Consider the following 20,646-nt stretch of genomic DNA (forward strand, 5'->3'; position numbering starts at 1 on the left):
CATGCGGTACGAAGAACTGGCCGAACTGGGACAGCAGTTGAGGGTCGACGCGGTGCGCGCCGCGCAGGCGGCGGGCTCGGGACACCCGACCTCGTCGATGTCGGCGGCGGACCTCGGCGCGGTCCTCCTGGCCCACCACCTGCGCTACGACTTCGCGCACCCCGCCCACCCGGGCAACGACCGGCTGATCCTCTCCAAGGGCCACGCCTCACCCCTGCTGTACGCGATGTACCGGGCGGCCGGAGTCGTGGACGACACCGAACTCCTCGGCTTCCGCCGTGAGGGCAGCCGTCTGGAGGGGCACCCCACGCCACGGCTGCCGTGGGTGGACACCGCCACCGGTTCCCTCGGCCAGGGCCTGCCCGTCGGCGTCGGCATGGCCCTCGCCGGCGCGCGGCTGGAGCGGCTGCCGTACCGCGTGTGGGTGCTGTGCGGGGACGGCGAGCTGGCCGAGGGCTCGGTGTGGGAGGCCGTCGAGCACGCCGGGCACGAGCGGCTCGCGAACCTCACCCTGATCGTCGACGTCAACCGCCTGGGACAGCGCGGTCCGACCCGGCACGGCTGGGACCTCGACGCGTACGCCGCCAGGCTCGCCGCGTTCGGCTGGCACACGGTCACCGTGGACGGCCATGACGTCGCCGCCGTCGACGCCGCCTACCGCGAGGCCGCGTCGATCCGGGGCCGGCCGACCGCCGTGCTGGCCCGCACCCTCAAGGGCAAGGGCGTCGCCGCGGTCGAGGACAAGGAGGGGTTCCACGGCAAGCCGCTGCCCGACGCCGAGCGGGCGGTCGGGGAACTCGGCGGAGTGCGGTCCGCGCGGATCGGGGTGGCGCTGCCCGCCGGGAGCAGGCCCGGAGAGCGGCCCGAGCCGCGGAAGGTGCCCTGGCCGTCCTACGAGGTCGGCGACCTGGTCGCCACCCGGGCCGCCTTCGGGGATGCCCTCGCCGCGCTCGGCTCCGAACGGGACGACGTCGTCGTGCTGGACGGGGAGGTGGGGGACTCCACCAAGGCGGAGGCGTTCGCCGAGGCGCACCCCGAGCGGTACTTCGAGTGCTACATCGCCGAACAGCAACTCGTCGCCGGGGCCATGGGGTTGCGGGCGCGCGGGTTCGTGCCGTTCGCGGCGACGTTCGCCGCGTTCCTGACGCGGGCGCACGACTTCGTGCGGATGGCGGCCGTCGGGGGGCTCGCGGTCCAGCTGTGCGGGTCGCACGCGGGGGTCTCGATCGGGCAGGACGGGCCGTCTCAGATGGGGCTTGAGGATCTGGCGATGATGCGTGCCGTGCACGGGTCGACGGTCCTGCATCCGTGCGACGCGCATCAGACGGCCCGCCTGGTGCGGGAGATGGCCGCGCTGCCCGGGATCGGGTATCTGCGGACGTGCCGTTCACCGATGCCGGTGCTGTACGGGCCCGACGAGGAGTTCCCGGTCGGCGGGTCGAAGGTGCTGCGGTCGGGGCCCGACGACCGGGTGACGGTGATCGGTGCCGGGGCCACTGTCCACGAGGCGCTGAGGGCGGCGGAGGCGCTGGAGGAGGTGGGGGTCGCGGTGAGAGTGGTCGACATGTACTCCGTGAAACCCGTGGACGAGGTGGTGCTCAGGGCGGCGGCCGTGGACACCGGGTGTCTGCTGACCGTCGAGGACCATCGGCCCGAGGGGGGCCTCGGCGACGCGGTCGCCGCCGCCTTCGCCGACGGGGGGCCGCAGCCGAGGCTGGTGCGGCTCGCGGTGCGGGGGATGCCGGGGTCGGCTTCGCCGGAGGAGCAGATGAGGGGGGCCGGGATCGACGCGGCGGCTGTCGCGGCGGCGGTGATGCCACTGGCCGGGAAGGTGGTGGTGCCGTGAAGCGGGCGGCTGCCCGTCGTCGTATCTAGGTCGGCTTCTGTCCTAGATCGGTGTCAGAGTGGTCGGAGAGCCGGTCGACCGTACGGATGGAGTACCCCGTGAGCCGTCACGTCCAGATCACCTTCGATGCCCATGAGCCGCGCGCCCTCTCGGAGTTCTGGCGTGAGGCGCTCGGGTATGTCACGCCGGCGCCGCCTGGGGTGGAGCTTGCCGACGGGGCCGATGTGTGGGCGGCGTGGCACGAGTTCCTGGGGAAGGTCGGGGTTCCCGAGGCGGAGTGGGAGTCGAAGGCCGCCATCGAGGACCCGGAGGGGCAGGGGCCCCGGGTCTTCTTCCAGCGGGTCCCTGAGGGGAAGACCGCGAAGAACCGGGTCCACCTCGACATCCGCGCCGCCCCCGGCCTCACGGACGACGCCCGGACGGTCGCCCTGGAGGCCGAGGCCGCGCGTCTCGTCGCCCTCGGCGCGACCGTCCTGCGCCGTGACCCCGGCCAACCTCCGCTGAGCGGTGGCTTCCTGGTCATGGCCGACCCCGAGGGCAACGAGTTCTGCCTCGATTAGAGGTGTCAGCTCGCGGCGGTGATGTTCACCATCCACGGCACCCCGAACCGGTCCGTGCACATGCCGAAGACGTCGCCCCACATCTGCTTGTCGAGGGGGACGGAGACCGTGCCGTCGGCGGAGAGCCGCTCCCACCAGCCGCGCAGCTCCGCGTCGTCGTCACCGCTGAGGCTGATGGAGTAGCGGTGCTCGGCGGGCCCGGGCATGCCGGGCGGGGAGTCGGCGGCCATCAGTGTGAAGCCGGCGGGGGTCTCCAGCATGCCGTGCATGATCTTGTCGGTGAAATCGGGGCCGGCCTCCTGGCCGAAGGAGCCGTACGTGTTCAGCGAGAGCGTGCCGCCGAAGACCTGCTCGTAGAACTCCAGTGCCTGACGGGCCTCGCCGGTGAACGTGAGGTACGGATTGAGTCGAGAAGCCATGGGAGCCTCCAGGAAGTGCGGTTGTCCGCACCGTAACGCGACCCACTGACAACGGCCCGCCGACGTCGGTCCGGGGCCCGTTGTCAGTGGCGGCGGTTAGCTTGGGCCGCATGCCGAACTCGTCGTACCTCTGCTCCTGCGACCAGCCCGTGCTCTACCCGTCGAGCCAGGCCGGCGGCTTCGACCCGCGCACCGGGGTCATCGCCACCGACGCCCAGGCCGTCCCCCTGCTGTGGCTGGCCATGTTCCGCCCGGACGACCTGGTGACCGAGGTCTTCACGTTCGAGGAGGACGCCGACGACGGGGACGACGCCGACGAGGACGACGTGATCGAGGCGACGGCCCCGCTCGCCCCCAAGTCCCGCGCCCTCGCCCGGCTCGACGCGGCCCTCCCCGCGCTGGCCCGCCTCTTCCCGGCCGAGATCCCCCTCGACGCCCACGCGGCGCTCCTGCGCGAGGCGGTGGAGAGAGCGCCGGGCGCGTACGTGACGATCGAGCTGGACGAGATAGCGGGGCTGTGGGAGGGCGAGGAGGAGGGGTCGTTCGTACCGGCGCTGACGGGGGCGCTGGCGGCGTTCGAGACGGCGGGCGGGGCGGCGGGGGCTGCCGTCCCCGTGGGAGGAGACGCACCGGCGGCTGCCGGGTTCGCGGCGGGCGACGAAGCGGACCCCGCCGCGCTCGACGCGGCCCGCGCCCACCTCCTCGCCCTCACCCGCCTCCGCCCCGCTCACCCCTTCCCGCCCGCCCGCCTCCTCCTCGACACACCCGAGGCCACCGGGGACGACCACTGGAACCTCGTCCGCCTCCTCGGCTCCACGTTCGGCCGCGAAGTCCCCTGGGAGGGCGGGGATGTCACACCAGTCGCCGCAGAATCCGCTCCTTGACCTGCGTGAACGGCGGGTAGGCCACCCGCAGCGGGTCGAGCAGGAGCGGCTTGTCCAGCACCGCCTTGTGGTGGCTGAACGTGTCGATGGAGTGCGCCCCGTGGTACCGCCCCACCCCGCTCTCCCCGACCCCGCCGAACGGCAGCCCGGGGACGGTCAGATGGGCGTTGGGCACCCCGAAGGCCAGCGCCCCGGAGGACGTCTCGGCCTCGATCCGCTTCTTGGACCGCGAGGACCCGACGAACGCGTACAGCGCGAGCGGCTTGTCCCGCCCGGTGACGAAGGAGATCGCCGCGTCGAGGTCGGGCACCCGCACGATCGGCAGGACCGGCCCGAAGATCTCCTCCCGCATGACCCCCGACTCGGGCGAGACGTCGGCGAGGACGGTCGGCGCGATGAACAGCGACTCCTTGTCGCTCTCCCCGCCGACGACGGTCCGCCCGTCCCCGAGCAGCCCGGTGAGCCGCTCGAAGTGCCGCTCGTTGACGATCCGCCCGTAGTCCGCGCTCTCGGCGGGCCGCTCTCCGTACATCTCCCGGACGGCCGCCGCGAGATGCCCCTCGATCTCGGCCCCGGCCTCCCCGACCGCGAGGACGTAGTCGGGGGCGACACAGGTCTGCCCGGCGTTCATGAACTTCCCCCAGGCGATCCGCCGCGCGGCGGTCGCGAGGTCGGCGCCGGGCTCGACGATCGCCGGGGACTTCCCGCCCAGCTCCAGGGTGACCGGCGTGAGATGACGCGCGGCGGCGGTCATCACGATCCGGCCGACCGCGCCGTTGCCGGTGTAGAAGATGTGGTCGAACCGCTGCTCCAGCAGCTCGGTCGTCTCCGGCACCCCGCCCTCGACGACGGCCACCGCCTCCGGGTCCAGCACCTTCGGCAGCCAGTGCGCGAGCGCCGCCGAGGTCGCCGGGGCCAGCTCACTGGGCTTGACGACCGCGCAGTTGCCCGCGGCGAGCGCGCCGACGAGCGGGGCCAGCGCCAGCTGGAGGGGGTAGTTCCAGGGGCTGACGATCAGCACCGTACCGAGCGGCTCGCGCACCGTCCGGGCGCGGGCCGGGGCCAGCGAGAGCGGGACGCCGACGCGGCGCGGGCGCATCCAGCGGCCGAGGTGGCGCAGCGTGTGGTCGATCTCGTTGACGACGAAGCCGAGTTCGGTGAGGTACGACTCCAGGGGGCTCTTGCCGAGGTCGGTGTGGAGCGCGTCCGAGAGCTCGCTCTGGCGGTCGATCAGCAGGCCGCGCAGCGCGCGGAGCTGCTCCCTGCGCCAGGCGGCGGGGCGGGTGCGGCCGGTCGCGAACGTGGCGTGCAGCCGGGAGACGGTCGCGGCGGCGTCCGGCGCGGCTGGGGCGTCGGATATGGAGTGGGTGTCGAGGCGCATACCGTCAGGGTATACGAAACGAAATTGTTTCGTTTCGTATATGTGTATCCTCGTCCCATGACCGCAGCCCTCCCCGACCTCACCGACCGCCTCCTGGAACAGCTCCACCGCCCCGAGGGCGACCTGCTGGAGCGCGACGCCGTCTGGAACCTCTCCCAGACCCTCCAGCACTGCACCCAGACCGTCCGCTACTCGGTCACCGGCTACCCCCGCCTCAAGCCCGCCCTGTTCCGGGCCACCGCGGGCGCCCTCGCCAAGAAGGTCTTCCTGAGCCGCGGAGCGACGAAGCACTCCCTCGCCGCCGAGATAGACGGCGCCCCACCCCTGCGGGCCGACCTCCCGGTCGCCGAGGCCGCCGCCGACCTCGTCTCGGCCGTCGCCCTCTTCACCGAGCACACCGGCCCGCACGCCCCCCACCCCGCGTACGGCGCCTGCACGCACGACGAGTTCGCCCGCCTGCACGCCTACCACCTCGCCGAACACCTCCCGGGCCTCACCGGTGTCCGTCACTGACCCGGCGCCCGCCCGCCCGGGCCGACGCGGTCGGCCCAGGGACGCCGGCCGCGACCGCGCCCTCCTCAAGGCGACCCTCGCGGTCCTCGCCGAGAACGGGTACGGCGGCCTGACCACCGCCGCCGTCGCCGCCCGCGCCGGCGTCTCCACCGCGACGCTCTACCGCCGCTGGTCCTCCAAGGAGGAGCTGGTCCTCGCGGCGGCGGCGGCCTTCACCGAGGACCTGGAGCAGCGCCCCGACACCGGCACCCTGGAGGGTGACCTCCGCCTCCTCCTGCGTGACAAGGCCACCGGCCTGACCGGCGAGAACGGCCGCCTCCTGCGCGCCCTCATCGGCGAGGCCGCCCACAACGTCCCCCTCGCCGAGGCCCTCACCGGCGCCTTCATGCGGCCCGTGCGGGACCGCGTCGAGGAGGTCGTACGACGCGCCGTCGACCGCGGCGAGATCGCCCCCGTCCGGGACGCCGACCTGGTCGCGGACTTCGTCATCGGCCCGATGGTCAGCCGCCTCCTGCTCACCGCCCGGCCCACGGAGCCGGACGACGCGGAGGGCGTCGCGGACCGGCTGCTGCCGTTCCTGCTGCGGGCTGTGGGCGGCTGAGGGCGGGTGCCGGGCTGGCTCAGGGTGCCGCGAGCGGTGAGCGCGGCTTCGGGTGGCCCGCCAGGCCGCCGTCCGGGACCGACACCCCGCCGTCCACGACGAGCGCGTGCCCCGTGACGTACGAGGCGGCGGGGGAGGCGAGGAACAGGACCGAGCCGGTGATCTCCTCGACCGTCGCCCACCGGCCCAGCGGGACATGGCCCATCAGCCACTCCGACAGCGCGTCCGTCCCGCTCGCGAACGTCGTCATGTCCGTCAGCGTCCACCCCGGGCAGACCGCGTTCACCCGGATGCCCTGCCGCGCCCAGCCCACCGCGAGACTCCTGGCCAGCGACACCTGGGCCGCCTTCGTCGCCGCGTACGAGTCGAGGAGCGGGGCGCCGAGGAGCGCCGCCGTCGACGACATCAGCACCAGGCTGGCCCGCTCGGACTCGGCGAGATACGGGTGGGCCGTCCGGCACAGCGCCGCCGTCGCGTCGAGGTTGACGGCGATCACCCGGTCCCACGCCCGCTCGGGCAGGTCCTGCAACTGCACGAGCAGCATCCCGCCGCCGTCGTCCGCCGGGGTCACGCCCGCGTTGTGCACGACGACGTCGAGCCCCCCGAGCGCCTGCGCCGCCCGCTCCACCAGCTCCGCCGCGACCCCCACCGCCTCCAGGTCCCCGGCCAGCGCCGTCGCCTTGCGGCCCCGGTCCTCCACCGCCCGCACGGTGTCCGCCAGCGCGGCCGTCGTCCGCGCGGTCACGGCGAGGTCGCACCCCGCGTCGGCGAGCGCCACCGCGACCGCCTTGCCTATGCCCCGCGAGGCACCGGTGACGAGCGCGCGGGCGCCTTCGAGACGGAAGAGATCAAGGGACGAGGTCATGGGGGAGTCCTCTCGGAGAAGTGGGGGAGCGGGAGGCTTCGGGCGGCGCGGATCAGAGGGGGAGGGCGCCACGGCAGGCGCGTCGGGACATCCCGTGTCCTGCGCCGCTCACGTCCCGGCAGAGGGCGCGGCGGACCATCGCGCGCGCCGTCGATGCGCACTGCGAGAGACCGCCCGCGCGGACACATCCTGAGCCTGTACGACGCCGGCCCCGCGCGGCGGCCGTACCGCTGACCGGTGTGTTGAACAGCAGCGGACGTTGAACCGTCCGCCGGGGGTGACCGTGCGACGACTCCGTACACCCAACCGCGCCCTGCGCGCGCTCCTCGCCGAGGCCGGCTGGTCCGGCGCGCGCCTCGCCCGCGAGGTCAACTCCCTGGGCGCCGCCCAGGGGTTCACCCTGACCTACGACCGGACGACGGTGTCCCACTGGCTGTCCGGCACCCGGCCCCGGCCCCCCGCACCGGAGCTGGCGGCCCAGGTGCTGTCGGCCCGGATCGGCAGACGGGTGAGGGCGGTCGACGCCGGGCTCGCGCAGGCAGGCGTCCGGGTGCCGGGGGAGAGCGGGGCGGAACTCCTCGACGCGGCGCTGAAGCGGGCCGGGCGGTGGGACGTGTACGCGCCGGGGGAGCCCGGCGACGGGGGGAGCGGTCCAACTCCCTTCTCGTACGCGCCCGATGGCGTCCGCGTCGGCATGGCGCACGTCGAGTCCGCGCGCCAGCTCCTCGCCGCCCTCTCCCGCAGCGACGACGTCTTCGGGTCCGGGGCCGTGCGGGAGCCGCTCGGGAGGTTCCTGGGCGCCGTGGTGCTGCCCTGGCTGCGCGCGGCCGTGCCGCCCGGCGTGCGGCGTGAACTGTTCGAGGTGGCCGCGCAGTTGGCGTACCTGTGCGGGTTCGTCGCGTTCGACGGCGGGCGGCACGCGCTCGCCCAGCGGATGTACGGGGCCGCCGCGCGGCTGGCGGAGGAGGCGGGCGACCGGGCCGGGCGGGCGGTCGCGCTGCGCGGACTGAGCGTGCAGGCCCACCAGTTGGGGTACGCCGCCCGGGCACGGGACCTCGCGGAGGAGGCCGCACGGGTCGGTGTGCGGTACGCGCCCTCGCGGCAACATGCCTTCTTCCTCGGCCAGTTGGCGGTCGCGCAGGCCGCGTCCGGTGACCCCGGCTACCTCGTGCGGCTGGCCCAGGCCGAACGGTGCCTCGAACGGGCGGGCGGCGCGGGCGAGTTGCCGGTCGGCGCGTTCCACCCCGGCGCGCTCGCCCTGCAACAGGCGTACGTCCACCGCGCGCGAGGCGACCACCGGGCGACCGTACGCGCCCTGGAGACGTCGTTGCGGCACCGGCCCCCGGACGAGCGCCGCTCCACGGCCATCACCCTCGCGGACCTGGCGCTGACCCACCTCGGCGTCGGCCACCTCGACCGGGCCTGCGCGGCGGCCCACACGTTCCTCGACCTCCACCCCGCCGTCACCAGCGCCCGCGTCGACACCCGCCTGCACACGCTCCTGGCCGGGCTGCGCCCGCACGGCCGCGACCGGGCGGCGCGAGGGGTCCTGGAACGGGCCCGGGAGACACGAGCCCGCTGAGGACGCACGCCCCTGGGCCTGTGTCACGCACCGTACGGCGGCTCCTCCGGACGGGTCGTCCGGCGCACCAGGTCCGCCCACACCGCGCGCAGCCGCGTCACCGGAACCGTGTGCTCGGGCAGGTGGTCCAGCGCCTCGAAGGCCAGGAACGACAGGAGCGCGCGGGCCAGCAACTCGTGGTCGCCGACGACCCCCGACTCCCTCAGCAGGACGCGGACGTGCGCATGGAACGCCCGCCCCGACCCGGAGCAGATGCGCAGCTCCGGCAGCAGCTCACGGGCGAGGGCCGAACCGAGGTCGCCCTCGGTGACCGTGCGGTCGATGAGCGCGTGCCCGAACGCGACCAGCCGCTCACCGGGCGGCGCACCGGGCCCCAGCGGGGGCGGACCGCACGAGTACGCCTCGATGAAGTCCGCGTCGGCCTCGTCGAGGAGCGCGAGGAGCAGCCCGTCCCGGTCCCCGAACCGCCGGAACAGCGTCCCCTTCCCGACCCCCGCCGCCGAGGCGACCTCCCGCATCGTGACGTGCTCGGGGCCATGGGCGACGATCAGCCGGCGCGCGGCGTCCAGCAGCCGCTCCCGATTGCGCGTGGCATCCGAACGGGAGGTGTCGCAGGCTGCCCCCATCGGCGCGTCCGGCGGACTCGGGGGCGTGAAGCCGCTCTCGGACACCGTTCTCCTCGGGAAAGGGGGCTGGGGACCGCTCAGGCTAACGACCGGAACCCACCCCGGTAAGGACCTTCCGACCGATTTCCGGTTACCCGGTTCGGCCTAGGCCCCCGGCGCCTCCAGCAGCGCCTCCGTCAGGAGTTGTGCGCAGCGTGTCGCCGCCCACGGCAGGCGTCGTGCCGCCGCCGTCTGTACCTGCGCCTCGCGCTGGCGGAACACCGGATGGTCCACGCGGACGTGGGCGAGGCCGGTGTCGTCGAGGTCGCCCAGGTCGCCGACGAGGGCGATGCCGCCGCCCGCGCGGACGAACGCGTACTGCGGGGCGAGCGCGTCGCAGACCAGCGCCGGACGGACGGTGAGTCCTTCGAGGCGTACGCCGATGTCGAACAGCTCGCGCTGGCTGGTCCCCGGACTCGCCAGCGCCAGCGGATACCCGCACAGCTCGGCGAGGCCGATCCGCTCCCGTCCGGCGAGCTCGTGGTCGTACGGGACGAGCGCGGTCACCGGCACGACCACCGCGCACTCGACGCGTACGTCGGCCTGGGGCCCCATCGCGTAGGTGACCGCGAGATCCGCGAGGCCCTCGACGACCCGGCGGGTCGCCTCCTGGCGCTGGACGACGTCGATGCGGAAGGAGACGTCGGGGTGGTCGCGGCGCAGCGCGGCGACCGCGAGGGGCACCAGGCGCTGCGCGAACCCCTCCGAGCAGGCGATCGCCACACTCCGCGCCGCGGCGTCCCCACCCGTCCTCAACTCCTCGACCAGCGCCGCCGATTCGGCCTCCGTGCGGCGCGCGTGGGCCAGCAGCCGAAGGCCCGCCTCGGTCGGCGTCATACCGCGCGGATGCCGGACGAACAGCGCGACCCCGAGCCCCGACTCCAGCCGGGCGATCTGCCGGCTGACCGCCGACGGCGCGACGCTGAGCCCCTGCGCGGCCTCCGTCACCGAACCCGCTCGGGCGACTTCGAGGAAGTACGCCAGGTTCAGCGGCAGCATCTGCACCTGCATCGAATCCTCCGGAGGGTTGCCGAAAAGAGAACGCGGGACGTCACAAACGGCAATGGTCGCAGACCGCGAACCGCCCTACTCTGCTGATGCCACACCTCTCCGAACGGCTGGAGCGACGTGCCCGTGACCCCCGAGAAACTCGCCCGCGCGGCCGAGGAGTTTGTCGACTCCGGAGCCTTCTTCGCCGAGCTCGCGACGATGGTCGCCCACGCCACGGAGAGTGCCCGCCCGGAGGGTCGCCTTGCGTTGGAGGCATACCACGCCGAGGTGCTGACCCCCGCGCTGGAGATCCTCGGCTGCACGGTCACCCGGCACGAGAACCCCTCCCCGGCGGCCGGCCCCTTCCTGGTCGGCCGCCGGGTCGAGGACCCCGCCCTGCCGACCCTGCTGTGCTACGGCCACGCCGACGTCGTCGAGGGCATGGCCGGACGGTGGAGCGAGGACCGCGACCCGTGGACCCTCACGGCCGACGGCGACCGCTGGTACGGGCGCGGCGCGGCCGACAACAAGGGCCAGCACCTCGTGAACCTCGCCGCGCTGCGGCTGCTCCTCGCCGAACAGGGCTCCCTCGGCTTCAACCTGACGTTCCTCTTCGATCCCGGCGAGGAGATCGGCTCCCCGGGGCTCGCCGAATTCGCCGCCGCCCAGCGGGAGTTGCTGCGGGCGGACGTCCTGCTCGGCTCCGACGGGCCGCGCCTGGACGAGTTGACGCCGACGCTGTTCCTCGGCGCGCGCGGCGGCGTACAGCTCCTGCTCGACGTCGATCTGCGGCCCGGCGCCCACCACTCCGGCAACCGGGGCGGTGTCCTGCGCAACCCGGCGACCACCCTCGCGGGGGCCATCGCCACCCTCGTCGACGGGCACGGCCGCATCCTCGTCCCCGAACTGCTGCCGCCGCCGGTCGGGGACGAGGTGCGGGAGGCGCTCGCCGGGATCGAGGTCGACGCCGACCCGCACTGGGGCGAGCCGGGGCTGACGCCCGCCGAACGGCTCTACGCCTGGAACACCCTCGAAGTCCTCGCGATCTCCGCCGGGGACACCGACCGGCCCGTGGGCGCGATCCCCGGCCGGGCCCGCGCGGTCCTCCAACTGCGGCACGTCGCCGGCACCGACGTGGAGAACGCCGCCGCGGCCGTCGCCGCGCACCTCGGCTCCCACGGCTACTCGATGATCGACGTCAGCACGCGCGGCACGTACCCCGCGAGCCGTACGCCGCTCGACGACCCGTGGGTGAGCTGGGCCCGGCCCGTCCTCGACCGCGCCGCCGGGCGGCCCGTCGCCGTCCTCCCCAACATCGGCGGCGGGCTGCCCAACGCGGTCTTCCGGGACGTCCTCGGCCTGTCCACGCTCTGGCTCCCGCACTCCTACCCCGGCTGCCGCCAGCACGCCACCGACGAACACCTGCCCGTGTCCATCGCCCGTGAAGGGCTCGTCCTGACCGTGGGCCTCCTGCACGCCCTCGGCCACCCGACACCGGACCATCCGCTCCCGGTCCGCGCGTAGTACCCGTAATACCCCCGGTACCCGGTGCGGGGCGCGGCCCCCGTAGTACCCGTAGCCCCCACCGGGCGGACCCTGTCATACCCGTAGTACCTCCGGCTCCCGCACCCACCCGCGCACCCCACCCCGAGCCCCTCCCCGCCTCGGCCCGCCGGAAGGACCTCCCGCCATGACCGCTCCCGCGCCCCAGCCCACCCGGACCCCCGCCCCCGTCCCCCGCGCCACCACCAGAGCCGTCGCCGCCGCGACCATAGGCAACGCCCTCGAATGGTTCGACCTCGCCGTCTACGCCCTGATGGCCGCCCACATCGGCCGCACCTTCTTCCCCGGCGACGATCCCGGCGTCCAACTCGTCCAGGCGTACGCCGTGTTCGGTGTCACCTACCTGATCCGCCCCCTCGGCGGACTCCTGCTCGGCGCCTACGCGGACCGGCACGGCCGCAAGAAGGCCCTGATGCTGTCGATCCGGCTGATGGTCCTCGGCACGCTCATGCTGGCCGTCATGCCCGGCCACGGCACCCTCGGCATCGCCGCGACCGTCGGCGTCGTCGTCGCCCGGCTCCTCCAAGGGTTCGCGGCGGGCGGCGAGTTCGGGGCGGCGACCTCCTTCCTCGTCGAGCAGGACGAGCGCCGCAAGAGCTTCCTCGGCAGCTTCCAGTTCGCGAGCCAGGGGCTGTCGACGCTGATGGCCGCCGGGTTCGCGGCCGGCCTCACCGCCGTCCTGAGCACCTCGCAGATGGACGCCTGGGGCTGGCGCGTCCCCTTCGTCTTCGGGCTGCTCATCGGCCCCGTCGGCTACTTCGTCCGCCGGTACGTCGAGGAGTCCCCGGCGGTCGTCCGCGAGCCGCAGGAGAGGTCCCCGATGGTGACGGTGTTCCGCGACCACTGGCGGGGCCTGCTGATCGCCGGTGGAGTCCTCGTCGTGTCGACGGCCGTCAACTTCATGCTCCAGTACCTCCCGACGTACGGCATCGACGAACTCGGCCTCGACGACTCCCTCTCCTTCACCGCCCTCCTCATCGCCGGGGCCGTCCTCACCTTCGTCACCCCCGTGGTCGGTCTCCTCGGCGACCGGTACGGGCGGCTGCGCCTGATGGTTCCGGCCGCGCTGCTCCTCGGCGCCTCGGCGGTGCCCCTGTTCATGTGGCTCACCGCCGCCCCCTCGTTCATGACCCTCGCCCTGTGCACGACGATCCTCGGCCTCCTCAAGGCCCTGTACTTCGGCACGCTCCCGTCGGTGATGGCCGACGCGTTCCCGCCGCACGCACGGGCCACCGGACTGTCGTTCAGCTACAACACGACCGTCGCGGTCTTCGGCGGATTCACCCCGACGATCGCCGCCGCGCTCACGCAGGCGACGGGGTCGGGGGTGGCGCCGGGCTACTACCTGCTGGCGACGGCACTGTTGAGCGTGGCGGCGCTGGGCGCGGCGGTGCGGGTGGGAGGCATCCGCTGAGGGAGGGGCGACCTCACGAGGACGCGCGGGCCGGCGCGGCGCCGGGGACACACGGCCGGGCCGGCCCACGGCTGTCGCCGGGCGGGCCCGACCGGCCGCAGAGGCACCCCACCCACCGGCCCCGCACTCGGACCCCGCACGCCGACCCCACCCACCGGACCCCGCACGCCAGCCCCACACCGACCCCGCCCCCGGCCACGCCCCCGGCCCCACCGGCTCACCCGCCGCCCCGCCCTGCCGGTATCCTCCGGCGCCATGACCACCCCCCTGCCCCGCATCACCGACGCCCACCGCCGCGCCCTCCTGACCACCCGTCACCGCCTCACCCCGGCCCTGCGCGCCGCCACCCCCGAGGAGGCCGCCGGCTCCGTGCTGGCCCTGCACGCGACGGACCCGGCGAGCGTGTACCTCTCGGCGGCGGCACGGCAGAGCGAGCCGTCCGTGGGCGAGTTGGAGCGGGCCCAGTACGAAGACGGCACGCTGGTACGGATGTTGTGCATGCGGCGCACGGTGTTCGTGGTGCCCCGCGACCTCGCCCCCGTCGTCGACGCGGCAGCCGCCCGCCCGGTCGCCGCCCGGCTGCGCCGGGACCTCCTCAAGGTGCTCGCCGAGCAACTCGGCTGGGACGAGGACAGGTTCACGGCCGTCGAACGCGTGGTCGCCGACGCGCTCACCGGACTCGGCGAGGCGACGGCCGCCCAGCTCTCCGCCGCCGTACCCGAGTTGAGCGAGCGCATCGTGCAGGCGCCCGGCAAGAAGTACGAGGCGCGGCCGAAGATCGCGAACCGGTTCCTCGGCGTCATGGCGGCCGAGAACAGGATCAGGCGCGGGCGCCCGCTGGGGAGTTGGGCGTCCTCGCAGTTCCGCTGGCGGCCGGTCGAGCCGTACCCGGAGCTGCCGGCGGCCGAGGCCCGCGCGGCGCTCGTCACCCGGTACCTGGAGGTGTTCGGACCGGCGACCACCGAGGACGTCAAATGGTGGACGGGCTGGAACCTCACCGAGACCCGCAAGGCCCTCGCGGAGACCGGCGCCCTGGCCGTCGCCCTCGACCACGGCACCGGCCACGCCCTCCCCGCCGACCTCGAAACACCCGCCCCCGTCGAGCCCGGTATCGCCCTGCTGCCAGCCCTCGACCCCACCTCGATGGGCTGGCGGCAGCGCGACTGGTACCTCCAACCCGCCCACGCCGCCGACCTGTTCGACACCAACGGCAACATCGGGCCGACGGTCTGGTGGGACGGCAGGATCGTCGGCGCCTGGTCCCAGCGCCAGGACGGCGAGATCGCCACCCACCTCTACGACCGCGACGTCAGCGGGAGCGGCCTCAAGGCCGAGACCGAACGCCTCGCCGCGTTCTACGGCGACGTCCGCACCCGCCCGAGCTTCGGCATCCCCCTCGAACGGCGCCTGTACGACGGCACCGCCTGAAGTCCCCCGGCGCGAAACGGGGTTGCCCTCCGCATGGCGCAAGACCCCCGTGACCGGTGAGAATTCTGCGAAGCACGCTTTCGCCCGAGACGTGAACGATAAGGTTCCCAGCATGAACGCGCGGTTGGCTTTGCTCGGCACGGTAGGTCCCGGCATCCCGGAGAGCGAAGTCTTCCGACTGGCCCTCCAGCACGCCGTCGCCGAGCTGGGCGCCCTCGGTGGCACGATCCACCTGCGCGGCCTCAAGTCCCCCCTGCGCATGGTCTCCTCCACCGGACTGCCGACCTCCCTCACCCGCGCCTGGGAACTCATCGACCAGGACAGCCGGGTCACCCCCGCCCGCGCCCTGCACCGGGGCAGCGGCGTCTGGGACCCTCTCCCCGGAGACGCGGACGCCGCCTGGCCCGGCACCGGACTCGCCGCCCTGCCGCTCTACCGGGGCGAGCACAGCATCGGCGCGCTCACCCTCCTCACCGGCGACTCCGGACAGCCGACGGCCGCGCAGTGGTCGTACCTGCGCGCCCTGGTCGCCTGGGCCGAGGAGCGCATGGGACAGGCCCCGCCGCTCACGCCCCGCCCGCGCGGCGGACAGCACGCCGGACTGCGCGAGGCCCTCAAGGAGGCCCGGGTCGGCTCCTGGGACTGGGACCTCGGCAGCGGCGCCCTGATCTGGGACGAGGCGGCGATGGAGCTGTACGGCACCCGCCCCGCCGACTTCACCGGCCACATCGACAGCTGGATTCGCGTCGTCCACCCCGACGACCTCGCCCCCACCCTCGCCCTCGCCGAACGCGCCGTCCGCGACCACGACGTGTTCGAGGCCGAGTACCGGGTCCGCCGGCTGGACGGCGGCTGGGGCTGGACCCGCACCCGCGGCAAGGCGACGTACCGCGCCGACGGCGAGCCGGACCGGCTGATCGGCATGGGCTGGGACAGCGACGACTCCCGCCCCGGCCGCGACGCCCTCGGCCGCGCCCTGCGGCACATGAGCGACGGCTTCCTCTCCGTCGACGACGACTGGCGGATCACCTTCGCCAACGTCGAGGCCGAACGCACCCTCGGCCTCACCGAGGAGGAGCTCTTCGGCCGCATGCTGTGGGACGTCCCCGCCGTCCGGCACGTCCCCGGTCTCGAACAGCGCTGCCGCAAGGCCGCCGCCGAGGAGAGACCGACCGAGTTCGACATCCACCCCAGCGACACGTGCCGCCGTTTCCACCTGCGCCTGGTCCCCGGCCCCGACGGCCGCACGCTCTACTTCACGGACGTCACCGAGAAGCGCCGGCTCGCCGACGAACGCCGCGCCGGGGAGCGCGCCGCCTCCCAGCGGGCCGCGCGGATCGCCGAGCTGACGGCCGCCCTCGCCAAGGCGACCACCTCCCAGGACGTCGTCGACGCGGTCGCCCGCCGGGTGCTGCCGCCGTTCGCCGCCGCCGGGCTCCTCGTCCAGGTCATCGAGGACGACCGGCTGCACAACGTCGGCGCCGTCGGCTACCCCGAGGAGTTCCTCGCCGAGGTCGACGGCCGCCGCCGCGTCCCGCGCGACCCCTCCTGGGACGCCGTCACCCACGGCACCCCCCTGTTCCTCTCCTCCGTCCGCGAACTCGTCGAACGCGCACCCCAGTTGACGGGCATGCCGGAGCGCGCCGGGAAGCAGGCGTGGGCGTTCCTGCCGCTCACCGCGTCCGGCACGACCTTCGGGATCTGCGTCGTCGCCTTCGACCGCCCGCGCCGCCTCACCGACGAGGAACGCACCCTGCTGGCCACCATCAGCGCCCTCGTCGCCCAGGCCCTGGACCGCGCCCGCCTCTACGACGCCGAGCACACCCGGTCCCGCGAACTCCAGCGCAGCCTCCTGCCGGACGCGCTGCCCGACCTGCCCGCCTGCACCGCCGCCGCCCGCTACCTCCCGGCCGGCCAGGGCATGGACGTCGGCGGCGACTGGTACGACATCATCCCGCTCTCCGGCGGCCAGGTCGCCCTCGTCGTCGGCGACGTCATGGGACACGGCCTGCCCGAGGCGGTCACCATGGGGCGGCTGCGCACGGCCGTCCACACCCTGGCCGACCTCGAACTCCCGCCCGACGAGATCATGGGCCACCTCAACGACATCGTGAGCGCGATGGGCGAACGCTCCTACGTCACCTGCCTGTACGCCCTGTACGACTCCACCACCCAGACCTGCTCACTGGTCCGCGCCGGGCATCCGCCGCCGGCGCTGGTCCACCCCGACGGCACCGTCCACTTCCCCGACACCGTCGTCGACCCGCCGCTCGGCGCCGCGAAACCGCCCTTCGAGACCGTCGAACTCGCCGTCCCCGAGGGCAGTCTGCTCGTCCTGTACACCGACGGCCTCGTCGAGTCCGCGACCCGCGAGGTCGACCAGGGCATGGCCGACCTCGGCCGGCTCCTGCGCGCCGCGCACCGCGACGGCACCGCCGCCGACCTGGAGGCCCTGTGCGACCGGCTGACCTCCGGACTGCTGCCCGCCGACCAGCAGGCCGCCGACGACGCCGCGTTCCTCGTCGCCCGACTGCACGCCCTGCCCGCCGAGAAGATGGCCTCCTGGTGGCTCCCGGACGACCCGAAGGCCGCCGGACAGGCCCGCGGGCATGTCCGCGAACAGCTCACCGCCTGGCACCTCGACGACCTCATCCCGACCACCGAACTCCTCGTCAGCGAACTCGTCGGCAACGTCGTACGGCATGCCCGGGGGCCCTCCCGGCTGCGCCTCCTGCACGACACGCACCTCGTCTGCGAGGTCTTCGACGGCAGCCTCACCATGCCCCGCATCCGCCGGGCCACCGACACCGACGAGGGCGGGCGGGGGCTCCAGCTCGTCACCGCGCTCACCCACCGCTGGGGAACCCGGTACACCGCCACCGGCAAGTGCATCTGGACCGAACAGCCGCTGAACGCGCCGGAGATACTCCCCGGGTTCGCGGACTTCGACGGGGACCTGGACAAGCTGCCGTTCGGGGACGACTGGTAGACGCGGGCGCTCAGTAGGCTGGCCCCATGCGTATCTCCGTCTCCTCCGACATGGACGACCCCGTCGCCCGCGCCCTTCTCGCCCAGTTGCGCGGGCGTGGCCATGAGGTGATCGCGCACGGGGCGCTGCGCGAGGGGGCCGACCCGCAGTGGGCGGTCTGCTCGGAGGCCGCCGCGCGGGACGTCGCCGAGGGCCGGGCCGACCAGGCCGTCGTCTGCTGCTGGACCGGGACCGGGGCGTCCATCGCCGCCAACAAGGTCCCCGGCGTCCGCGCCGCCCTGTGCACCGACGCCTACACCGCCGACGGGGCCCGCCGCTGGAACGACGCGAACGTCCTCGCGCTGGGGCTGCGGCTGACCTCGGAGCCCGTCCTCAAGGAGATCCTGGACGCCTGGTTCACGGCGGAGGCCAGCGAGGACGCCGAGGACCGGGGGAACGTCTCGTACGTGGCCCGGCTCGACCGGCGCTGACCTCAGCGGCGTACGCGCACGACCGCTCTGCCGCTCTCCAGGTCGATCCTCGTGCGGTGCGGGGGCGCGCCGTCCTCCTCGTCGTCCCGCAGGACCAGGGACGACTGGCGCTCCTTCAGTTCGTGCTGCTTGCCCGGCGACAGGGCGGCGTGGAGCTGCTCGAAGCCGGTCGCCGAGATCTGGCCCTGGCGGGCGGAGTTGCGCCAGGGCAGGAGACCGGCCCGCCCGGCCCGCAACAGGAGCTGGTCCGCGAACGCGACCGCCGTCAGCAGCAGGACCAGCCCCGGCAGTGTCATGAAGACGACGAATTCCATGCCGCCCAGTATGGGTCAGCCCACTGACAACGACCCCACCGCACGGTCGAAATAGAGCCGTTCCGCGGGCTCGGCGGGCCGCAGCCCGCGCCGGGCCAGCGGCGCGAACAGCCGGCCGTGCCGCTCCAGCACCTCCCGCGACGGCTGGTCCGCGTCCACCGCGCTCTCGACGGTGACCAGCGGCAGCGACCTCGTCCCCGCGACGACCGTCACCGCCCACCGCTCGACGTCGTCCTCCGCGAGCCGCAGCCGCCGAAATCCCACCCCGGTCACCTCCGCCCAGGCCAGCCGCCGCCGCGACCACGGCCGCAGCACCGTCACCCCGGTGTCGTCGAACCGCACCGCGAACCGCCCGCGCAGCGCGAGGTGCAGCAGCACCGGCAGCCCCAGGCACCCCAGGAGCGCGGGCCCCGCCGGGCTCTCCCCGAACAGGCCGGCCGCCCCCGCCACGGCCATCGCGACCCAGCTCAGAGCGGTCACCCCGCAGAACCACTCCGTACGCAGCGGGCCTTCCAGCACCCGCACCCTGACATCCGTCACACGGCCACCGTAGACCGGTGACACGAACACCGGCATGAGTGTTCCTACTCAGAGGGGGCAGACGGAAATACAGGCACACGCCCAGCTCTTCGGGGCGCACCGGGGAGCGTGAAGGCCCGTAGGACAAGAGGCGGTTGGGACGGGGCGGGGCTCAGGGGCCGCCGTACGGCACCCGGGCCGACGCGGGGCGCACGGCCGGGGCGTCCGGCGCAGAGGCAGGGGCAGGGCGCCGGGGCGCGTGCGCCCTGGCCCGGTCCACCACCGGGCGCCTACTGTGGCGCCACAGCCCTGCGGCGCGGGACCGGCGGGGCATCCCGCACGAGCCGTCGGGACCCCGGCCGCCGCCCCGACCGGCCGGGCCCGCACCCCGGAACCGCACACCGTCGCCGCTCCCGGCCGACGGGGTGCGGACAGCCCGCGCGACAGGCACCACCCGTGACACCGCACGCGCCCTGGCGTCGGCCACCCCGCGCCGCGAGCGCGCGTCGAGAGCATCTGGAGGCCGCTGTGTCCCGACCCCGCATCGCCCTGATCGCCGACCCCACGTCGCCCGAAGGCTGCCGGGACTACCTCGCCGAGGCGGTCGGACTGCTCACCGGAGTCCCGCCCGTGCGCATCGACTCCCGGCACTTCGCCACCGGAGGCGGCGGACAGGCCGAGCGCGACGGCGGCCGGTTACGGCTGCGGGTTCCCGAGGAGGGCCTCGACCTCGTCCCCGACGTCGTCGTCCTCTACGAGATCCCGCCGCACCGACGCGCCGGACTCGCCGGTTTCCAGCGCCTCCTGGAGGAGTGCGACGTCGTCACCCTCGGCACCGGCCCCGACGCCTGGCGCACCGCCACCGAGAAGAACCTCACCGTCGAGCGCTTCCGGCGCGACGGCATCGCCCAGATGGAGACCGTCGTCCTGTCCGCGCCCACCGAGGCCGAGGCCCGCGACGCCTTCGAGGAGCTGGGCGGCGACACCTGGGCCCGCCCCGTCGTCGGCACCGGCGGCAACGACACCTTCCACGTCAACAGCCCGCGGCGGCTCGCCGAGGCGATCGCCTACTACGCCGGGCAGGACACCGACTGGATGCTGTCCCGCGACGCGGGGAACATCACCGCCGACGGGCTGCGCCACCAGTTCCGCGTCTTCGTCCTCGGCGGCCGGATCGTGCACGCCCGCGAACACCTCCAGCCCGAGGACGACACGCCCTGCAACACCTGCCAGGGCGCCACCCCGGTGCACCTCGGGGCGCACGGGCTGCCGGACCGCCTCGCCGAGCTGGCGATCGCCGCGACCGCGTCGGTGGGGCTGCCGTTCGCCGGGGTCGACCTCGCGGCCGAGCACGGCGGCGTCGTCTTCGAGGTCAACGTCCAGCCCGCCTTCGTCGAGGGCGAACTCCCGCTGGTGGCCGTCCCGTACATCGAGGCCCACCTCGAAGCCCTGGAGCTCGCGGGAGGCGTCCGGCACGGCGGGCGGCCGGTGCCGCTGCGCCGGGGAGACAAGCTCCCGTCCCGGTGACGTGATGCGACGGCCGGAGCACCCGACCGACGTGCTCCGCCCCGACCGTCACCGGGACGGGGTCCAACAGCCCTGACGGACAGGGCCGTCGGACCGCAGGACGACAGGAGAAGGCG

19 protein-coding genes are annotated in these 20,646 nt (G+C 74.2%); 12 read left to right on the forward strand and 7 right to left on the reverse strand.

Going from position 1 to position 20,646, the window contains the following annotated elements; translation table 11 throughout:
- The first annotated feature begins 1 nt into the window (after position 1).
- Together ABZX85_RS22080 and ABZX85_RS22085 are read left to right on the forward strand one after the other, a co-directional pair.
- Positions 2 to 1,846 carry a transketolase gene (locus tag ABZX85_RS22080; RefSeq protein ID WP_355871065.1) on the forward strand — a complete coding sequence of 615 codons (1,845 nt, stop codon included), beginning with the start codon at positions 2 to 4 and terminating at the stop codon, positions 1,844 to 1,846.
- 98 nt (positions 1,847 to 1,944) lie between these two features.
- Positions 1,945 to 2,406 carry a VOC family protein gene (locus ABZX85_RS22085; RefSeq protein WP_355871068.1) on the forward strand — a complete coding sequence of 154 codons (462 nt, stop codon included), beginning with the start codon at positions 1,945 to 1,947 and terminating at the stop codon, positions 2,404 to 2,406.
- Positions 2,407 to 2,411: 5 nt separating this feature from the next.
- On the opposite strand, the gene ABZX85_RS22090 is transcribed toward ABZX85_RS22085, so the two are convergent.
- A complete protein-coding gene (locus tag ABZX85_RS22090) occupies positions 2,412 to 2,825 on the reverse strand; it encodes a VOC family protein (protein ID WP_355871071.1) in 414 nt (137 codons plus the stop codon).
- Between the two features lie 110 nt (positions 2,826 to 2,935).
- On the opposite strand from ABZX85_RS22090, the gene ABZX85_RS22095 reads away from it, so the two are divergent.
- On the forward strand, positions 2,936 to 3,709 hold the full coding sequence (locus ABZX85_RS22095; protein ID WP_355871072.1) for a hypothetical protein: 774 nt from the start codon (positions 2,936 to 2,938) through the stop codon (positions 3,707 to 3,709).
- Here ABZX85_RS22095 and ABZX85_RS22100 read toward each other — a convergent pair.
- Positions 3,678 to 5,090, reverse strand: coding sequence for an aldehyde dehydrogenase family protein (locus tag ABZX85_RS22100; RefSeq protein ID WP_355871075.1), 1,413 nt, complete (start codon positions 5,088 to 5,090; stop codon positions 3,678 to 3,680). The genes ABZX85_RS22095 and ABZX85_RS22100 overlap by 32 nt on opposite strands.
- 57 nt (positions 5,091 to 5,147) lie before the next feature.
- Between ABZX85_RS22100 and ABZX85_RS22105 the strand changes: the two genes are divergently transcribed.
- A complete protein-coding gene (locus tag ABZX85_RS22105; RefSeq protein ID WP_355871078.1) occupies positions 5,148 to 5,603 on the forward strand; it encodes a DUF1569 domain-containing protein in 456 nt (151 codons plus the stop codon).
- Positions 5,590 to 6,204 (forward strand): TetR/AcrR family transcriptional regulator, encoded by a 615-nt coding sequence (locus ABZX85_RS22110; protein WP_355871081.1) that lies wholly within the window; start codon positions 5,590 to 5,592, stop codon positions 6,202 to 6,204. Before ABZX85_RS22105 ends, ABZX85_RS22110 begins: the two co-directional genes overlap by 14 nt.
- Before the next feature lie 19 nt (positions 6,205 to 6,223).
- Here ABZX85_RS22110 and ABZX85_RS22115 read toward each other — a convergent pair whose 3' ends face one another.
- Positions 6,224 to 7,069 carry an SDR family NAD(P)-dependent oxidoreductase gene (locus tag ABZX85_RS22115; RefSeq protein ID WP_355871084.1) on the reverse strand — a complete coding sequence of 282 codons (846 nt, stop codon included), beginning with the start codon at positions 7,067 to 7,069 and terminating at the stop codon, positions 6,224 to 6,226.
- A 283-nt stretch (positions 7,070 to 7,352) separates the two neighbouring features.
- Here ABZX85_RS22115 and ABZX85_RS22120 point away from each other — a divergent pair, with 283 nt between their 5' ends.
- Complete coding sequence (locus ABZX85_RS22120; protein ID WP_355871087.1) at positions 7,353 to 8,651, forward strand: hypothetical protein; 1,299 nt, start codon at positions 7,353 to 7,355, stop codon at positions 8,649 to 8,651.
- Positions 8,652 to 8,674: 23 nt separating this feature from the next.
- Here ABZX85_RS22120 and ABZX85_RS22125 read toward each other — a convergent pair whose 3' ends face one another.
- Together ABZX85_RS22125 and ABZX85_RS22130 are read right to left on the reverse strand one after the other, a co-directional pair.
- Complete coding sequence (locus ABZX85_RS22125; protein WP_355871089.1) at positions 8,675 to 9,322, reverse strand: helix-turn-helix domain-containing protein; 648 nt, start codon at positions 9,320 to 9,322, stop codon at positions 8,675 to 8,677.
- A 99-nt stretch (positions 9,323 to 9,421) separates the two neighbouring features.
- Positions 9,422 to 10,327, reverse strand: coding sequence for a LysR family transcriptional regulator (locus ABZX85_RS22130; RefSeq protein WP_355871092.1), 906 nt, complete (start codon positions 10,325 to 10,327; stop codon positions 9,422 to 9,424).
- A gap of 123 nt (positions 10,328 to 10,450) precedes the next feature.
- Between ABZX85_RS22130 and ABZX85_RS22135 the strand changes: the two genes are divergently transcribed.
- The 5 genes from ABZX85_RS22135 to ABZX85_RS22155 all read left to right on the forward strand — a co-directional run bounded on the left by ABZX85_RS22135 (position 10,451) and on the right by ABZX85_RS22155 (position 18,170).
- Positions 10,451 to 11,830: a M20/M25/M40 family metallo-hydrolase gene (locus tag ABZX85_RS22135; RefSeq protein WP_355871094.1), complete on the forward strand. Its 1,380-nt coding sequence runs from the start codon at positions 10,451 to 10,453 to the stop codon at positions 11,828 to 11,830.
- Positions 11,831 to 11,996: 166 nt separating this feature from the next.
- Positions 11,997 to 13,283, forward strand: a complete 1,287-nt coding sequence (locus ABZX85_RS22140; protein WP_355871097.1) for an MFS transporter — start codon at positions 11,997 to 11,999, stop codon at positions 13,281 to 13,283.
- 255 nt (positions 13,284 to 13,538) lie between these two features.
- Entirely contained in the window at positions 13,539 to 14,711 is a 1,173-nt protein-coding gene (locus ABZX85_RS22145; RefSeq protein WP_355871100.1) for a winged helix DNA-binding domain-containing protein, read from the forward strand.
- Positions 14,712 to 14,823: 112 nt separating this feature from the next.
- On the forward strand, positions 14,824 to 17,700 hold the full coding sequence (locus ABZX85_RS22150) for a SpoIIE family protein phosphatase (RefSeq protein ID WP_355871102.1): 2,877 nt from the start codon (positions 14,824 to 14,826) through the stop codon (positions 17,698 to 17,700).
- 26 nt (positions 17,701 to 17,726) lie between these two features.
- On the forward strand, positions 17,727 to 18,170 hold the full coding sequence (locus ABZX85_RS22155; RefSeq protein ID WP_355871105.1) for an RpiB/LacA/LacB family sugar-phosphate isomerase: 444 nt from the start codon (positions 17,727 to 17,729) through the stop codon (positions 18,168 to 18,170).
- 2 nt (positions 18,171 to 18,172) lie between these two features.
- Here ABZX85_RS22155 and ABZX85_RS22160 read toward each other — a convergent pair whose 3' ends face one another.
- Positions 18,173 to 18,484 carry a DUF6191 domain-containing protein gene (locus tag ABZX85_RS22160; RefSeq protein WP_355871108.1) on the reverse strand — a complete coding sequence of 104 codons (312 nt, stop codon included), beginning with the start codon at positions 18,482 to 18,484 and terminating at the stop codon, positions 18,173 to 18,175.
- Between the two features lie 15 nt (positions 18,485 to 18,499).
- A complete protein-coding gene (locus ABZX85_RS22165) occupies positions 18,500 to 19,024 on the reverse strand; it encodes a hypothetical protein (RefSeq protein WP_355871111.1) in 525 nt (174 codons plus the stop codon).
- A gap of 507 nt (positions 19,025 to 19,531) precedes the next feature.
- On the opposite strand from ABZX85_RS22165, the gene ABZX85_RS22170 reads away from it, so the two are divergent.
- Complete coding sequence (locus tag ABZX85_RS22170; RefSeq protein ID WP_355871113.1) at positions 19,532 to 20,530, forward strand: alpha-L-glutamate ligase; 999 nt, start codon at positions 19,532 to 19,534, stop codon at positions 20,528 to 20,530.
- Positions 20,531 to 20,646: the final 116 nt, after the last annotated feature.

Source organism: Streptomyces sp. NPDC004539 (assembly GCF_040610055.1).
Classification (GTDB): domain Bacteria; phylum Actinomycetota; class Actinomycetes; order Streptomycetales; family Streptomycetaceae; genus Streptomyces.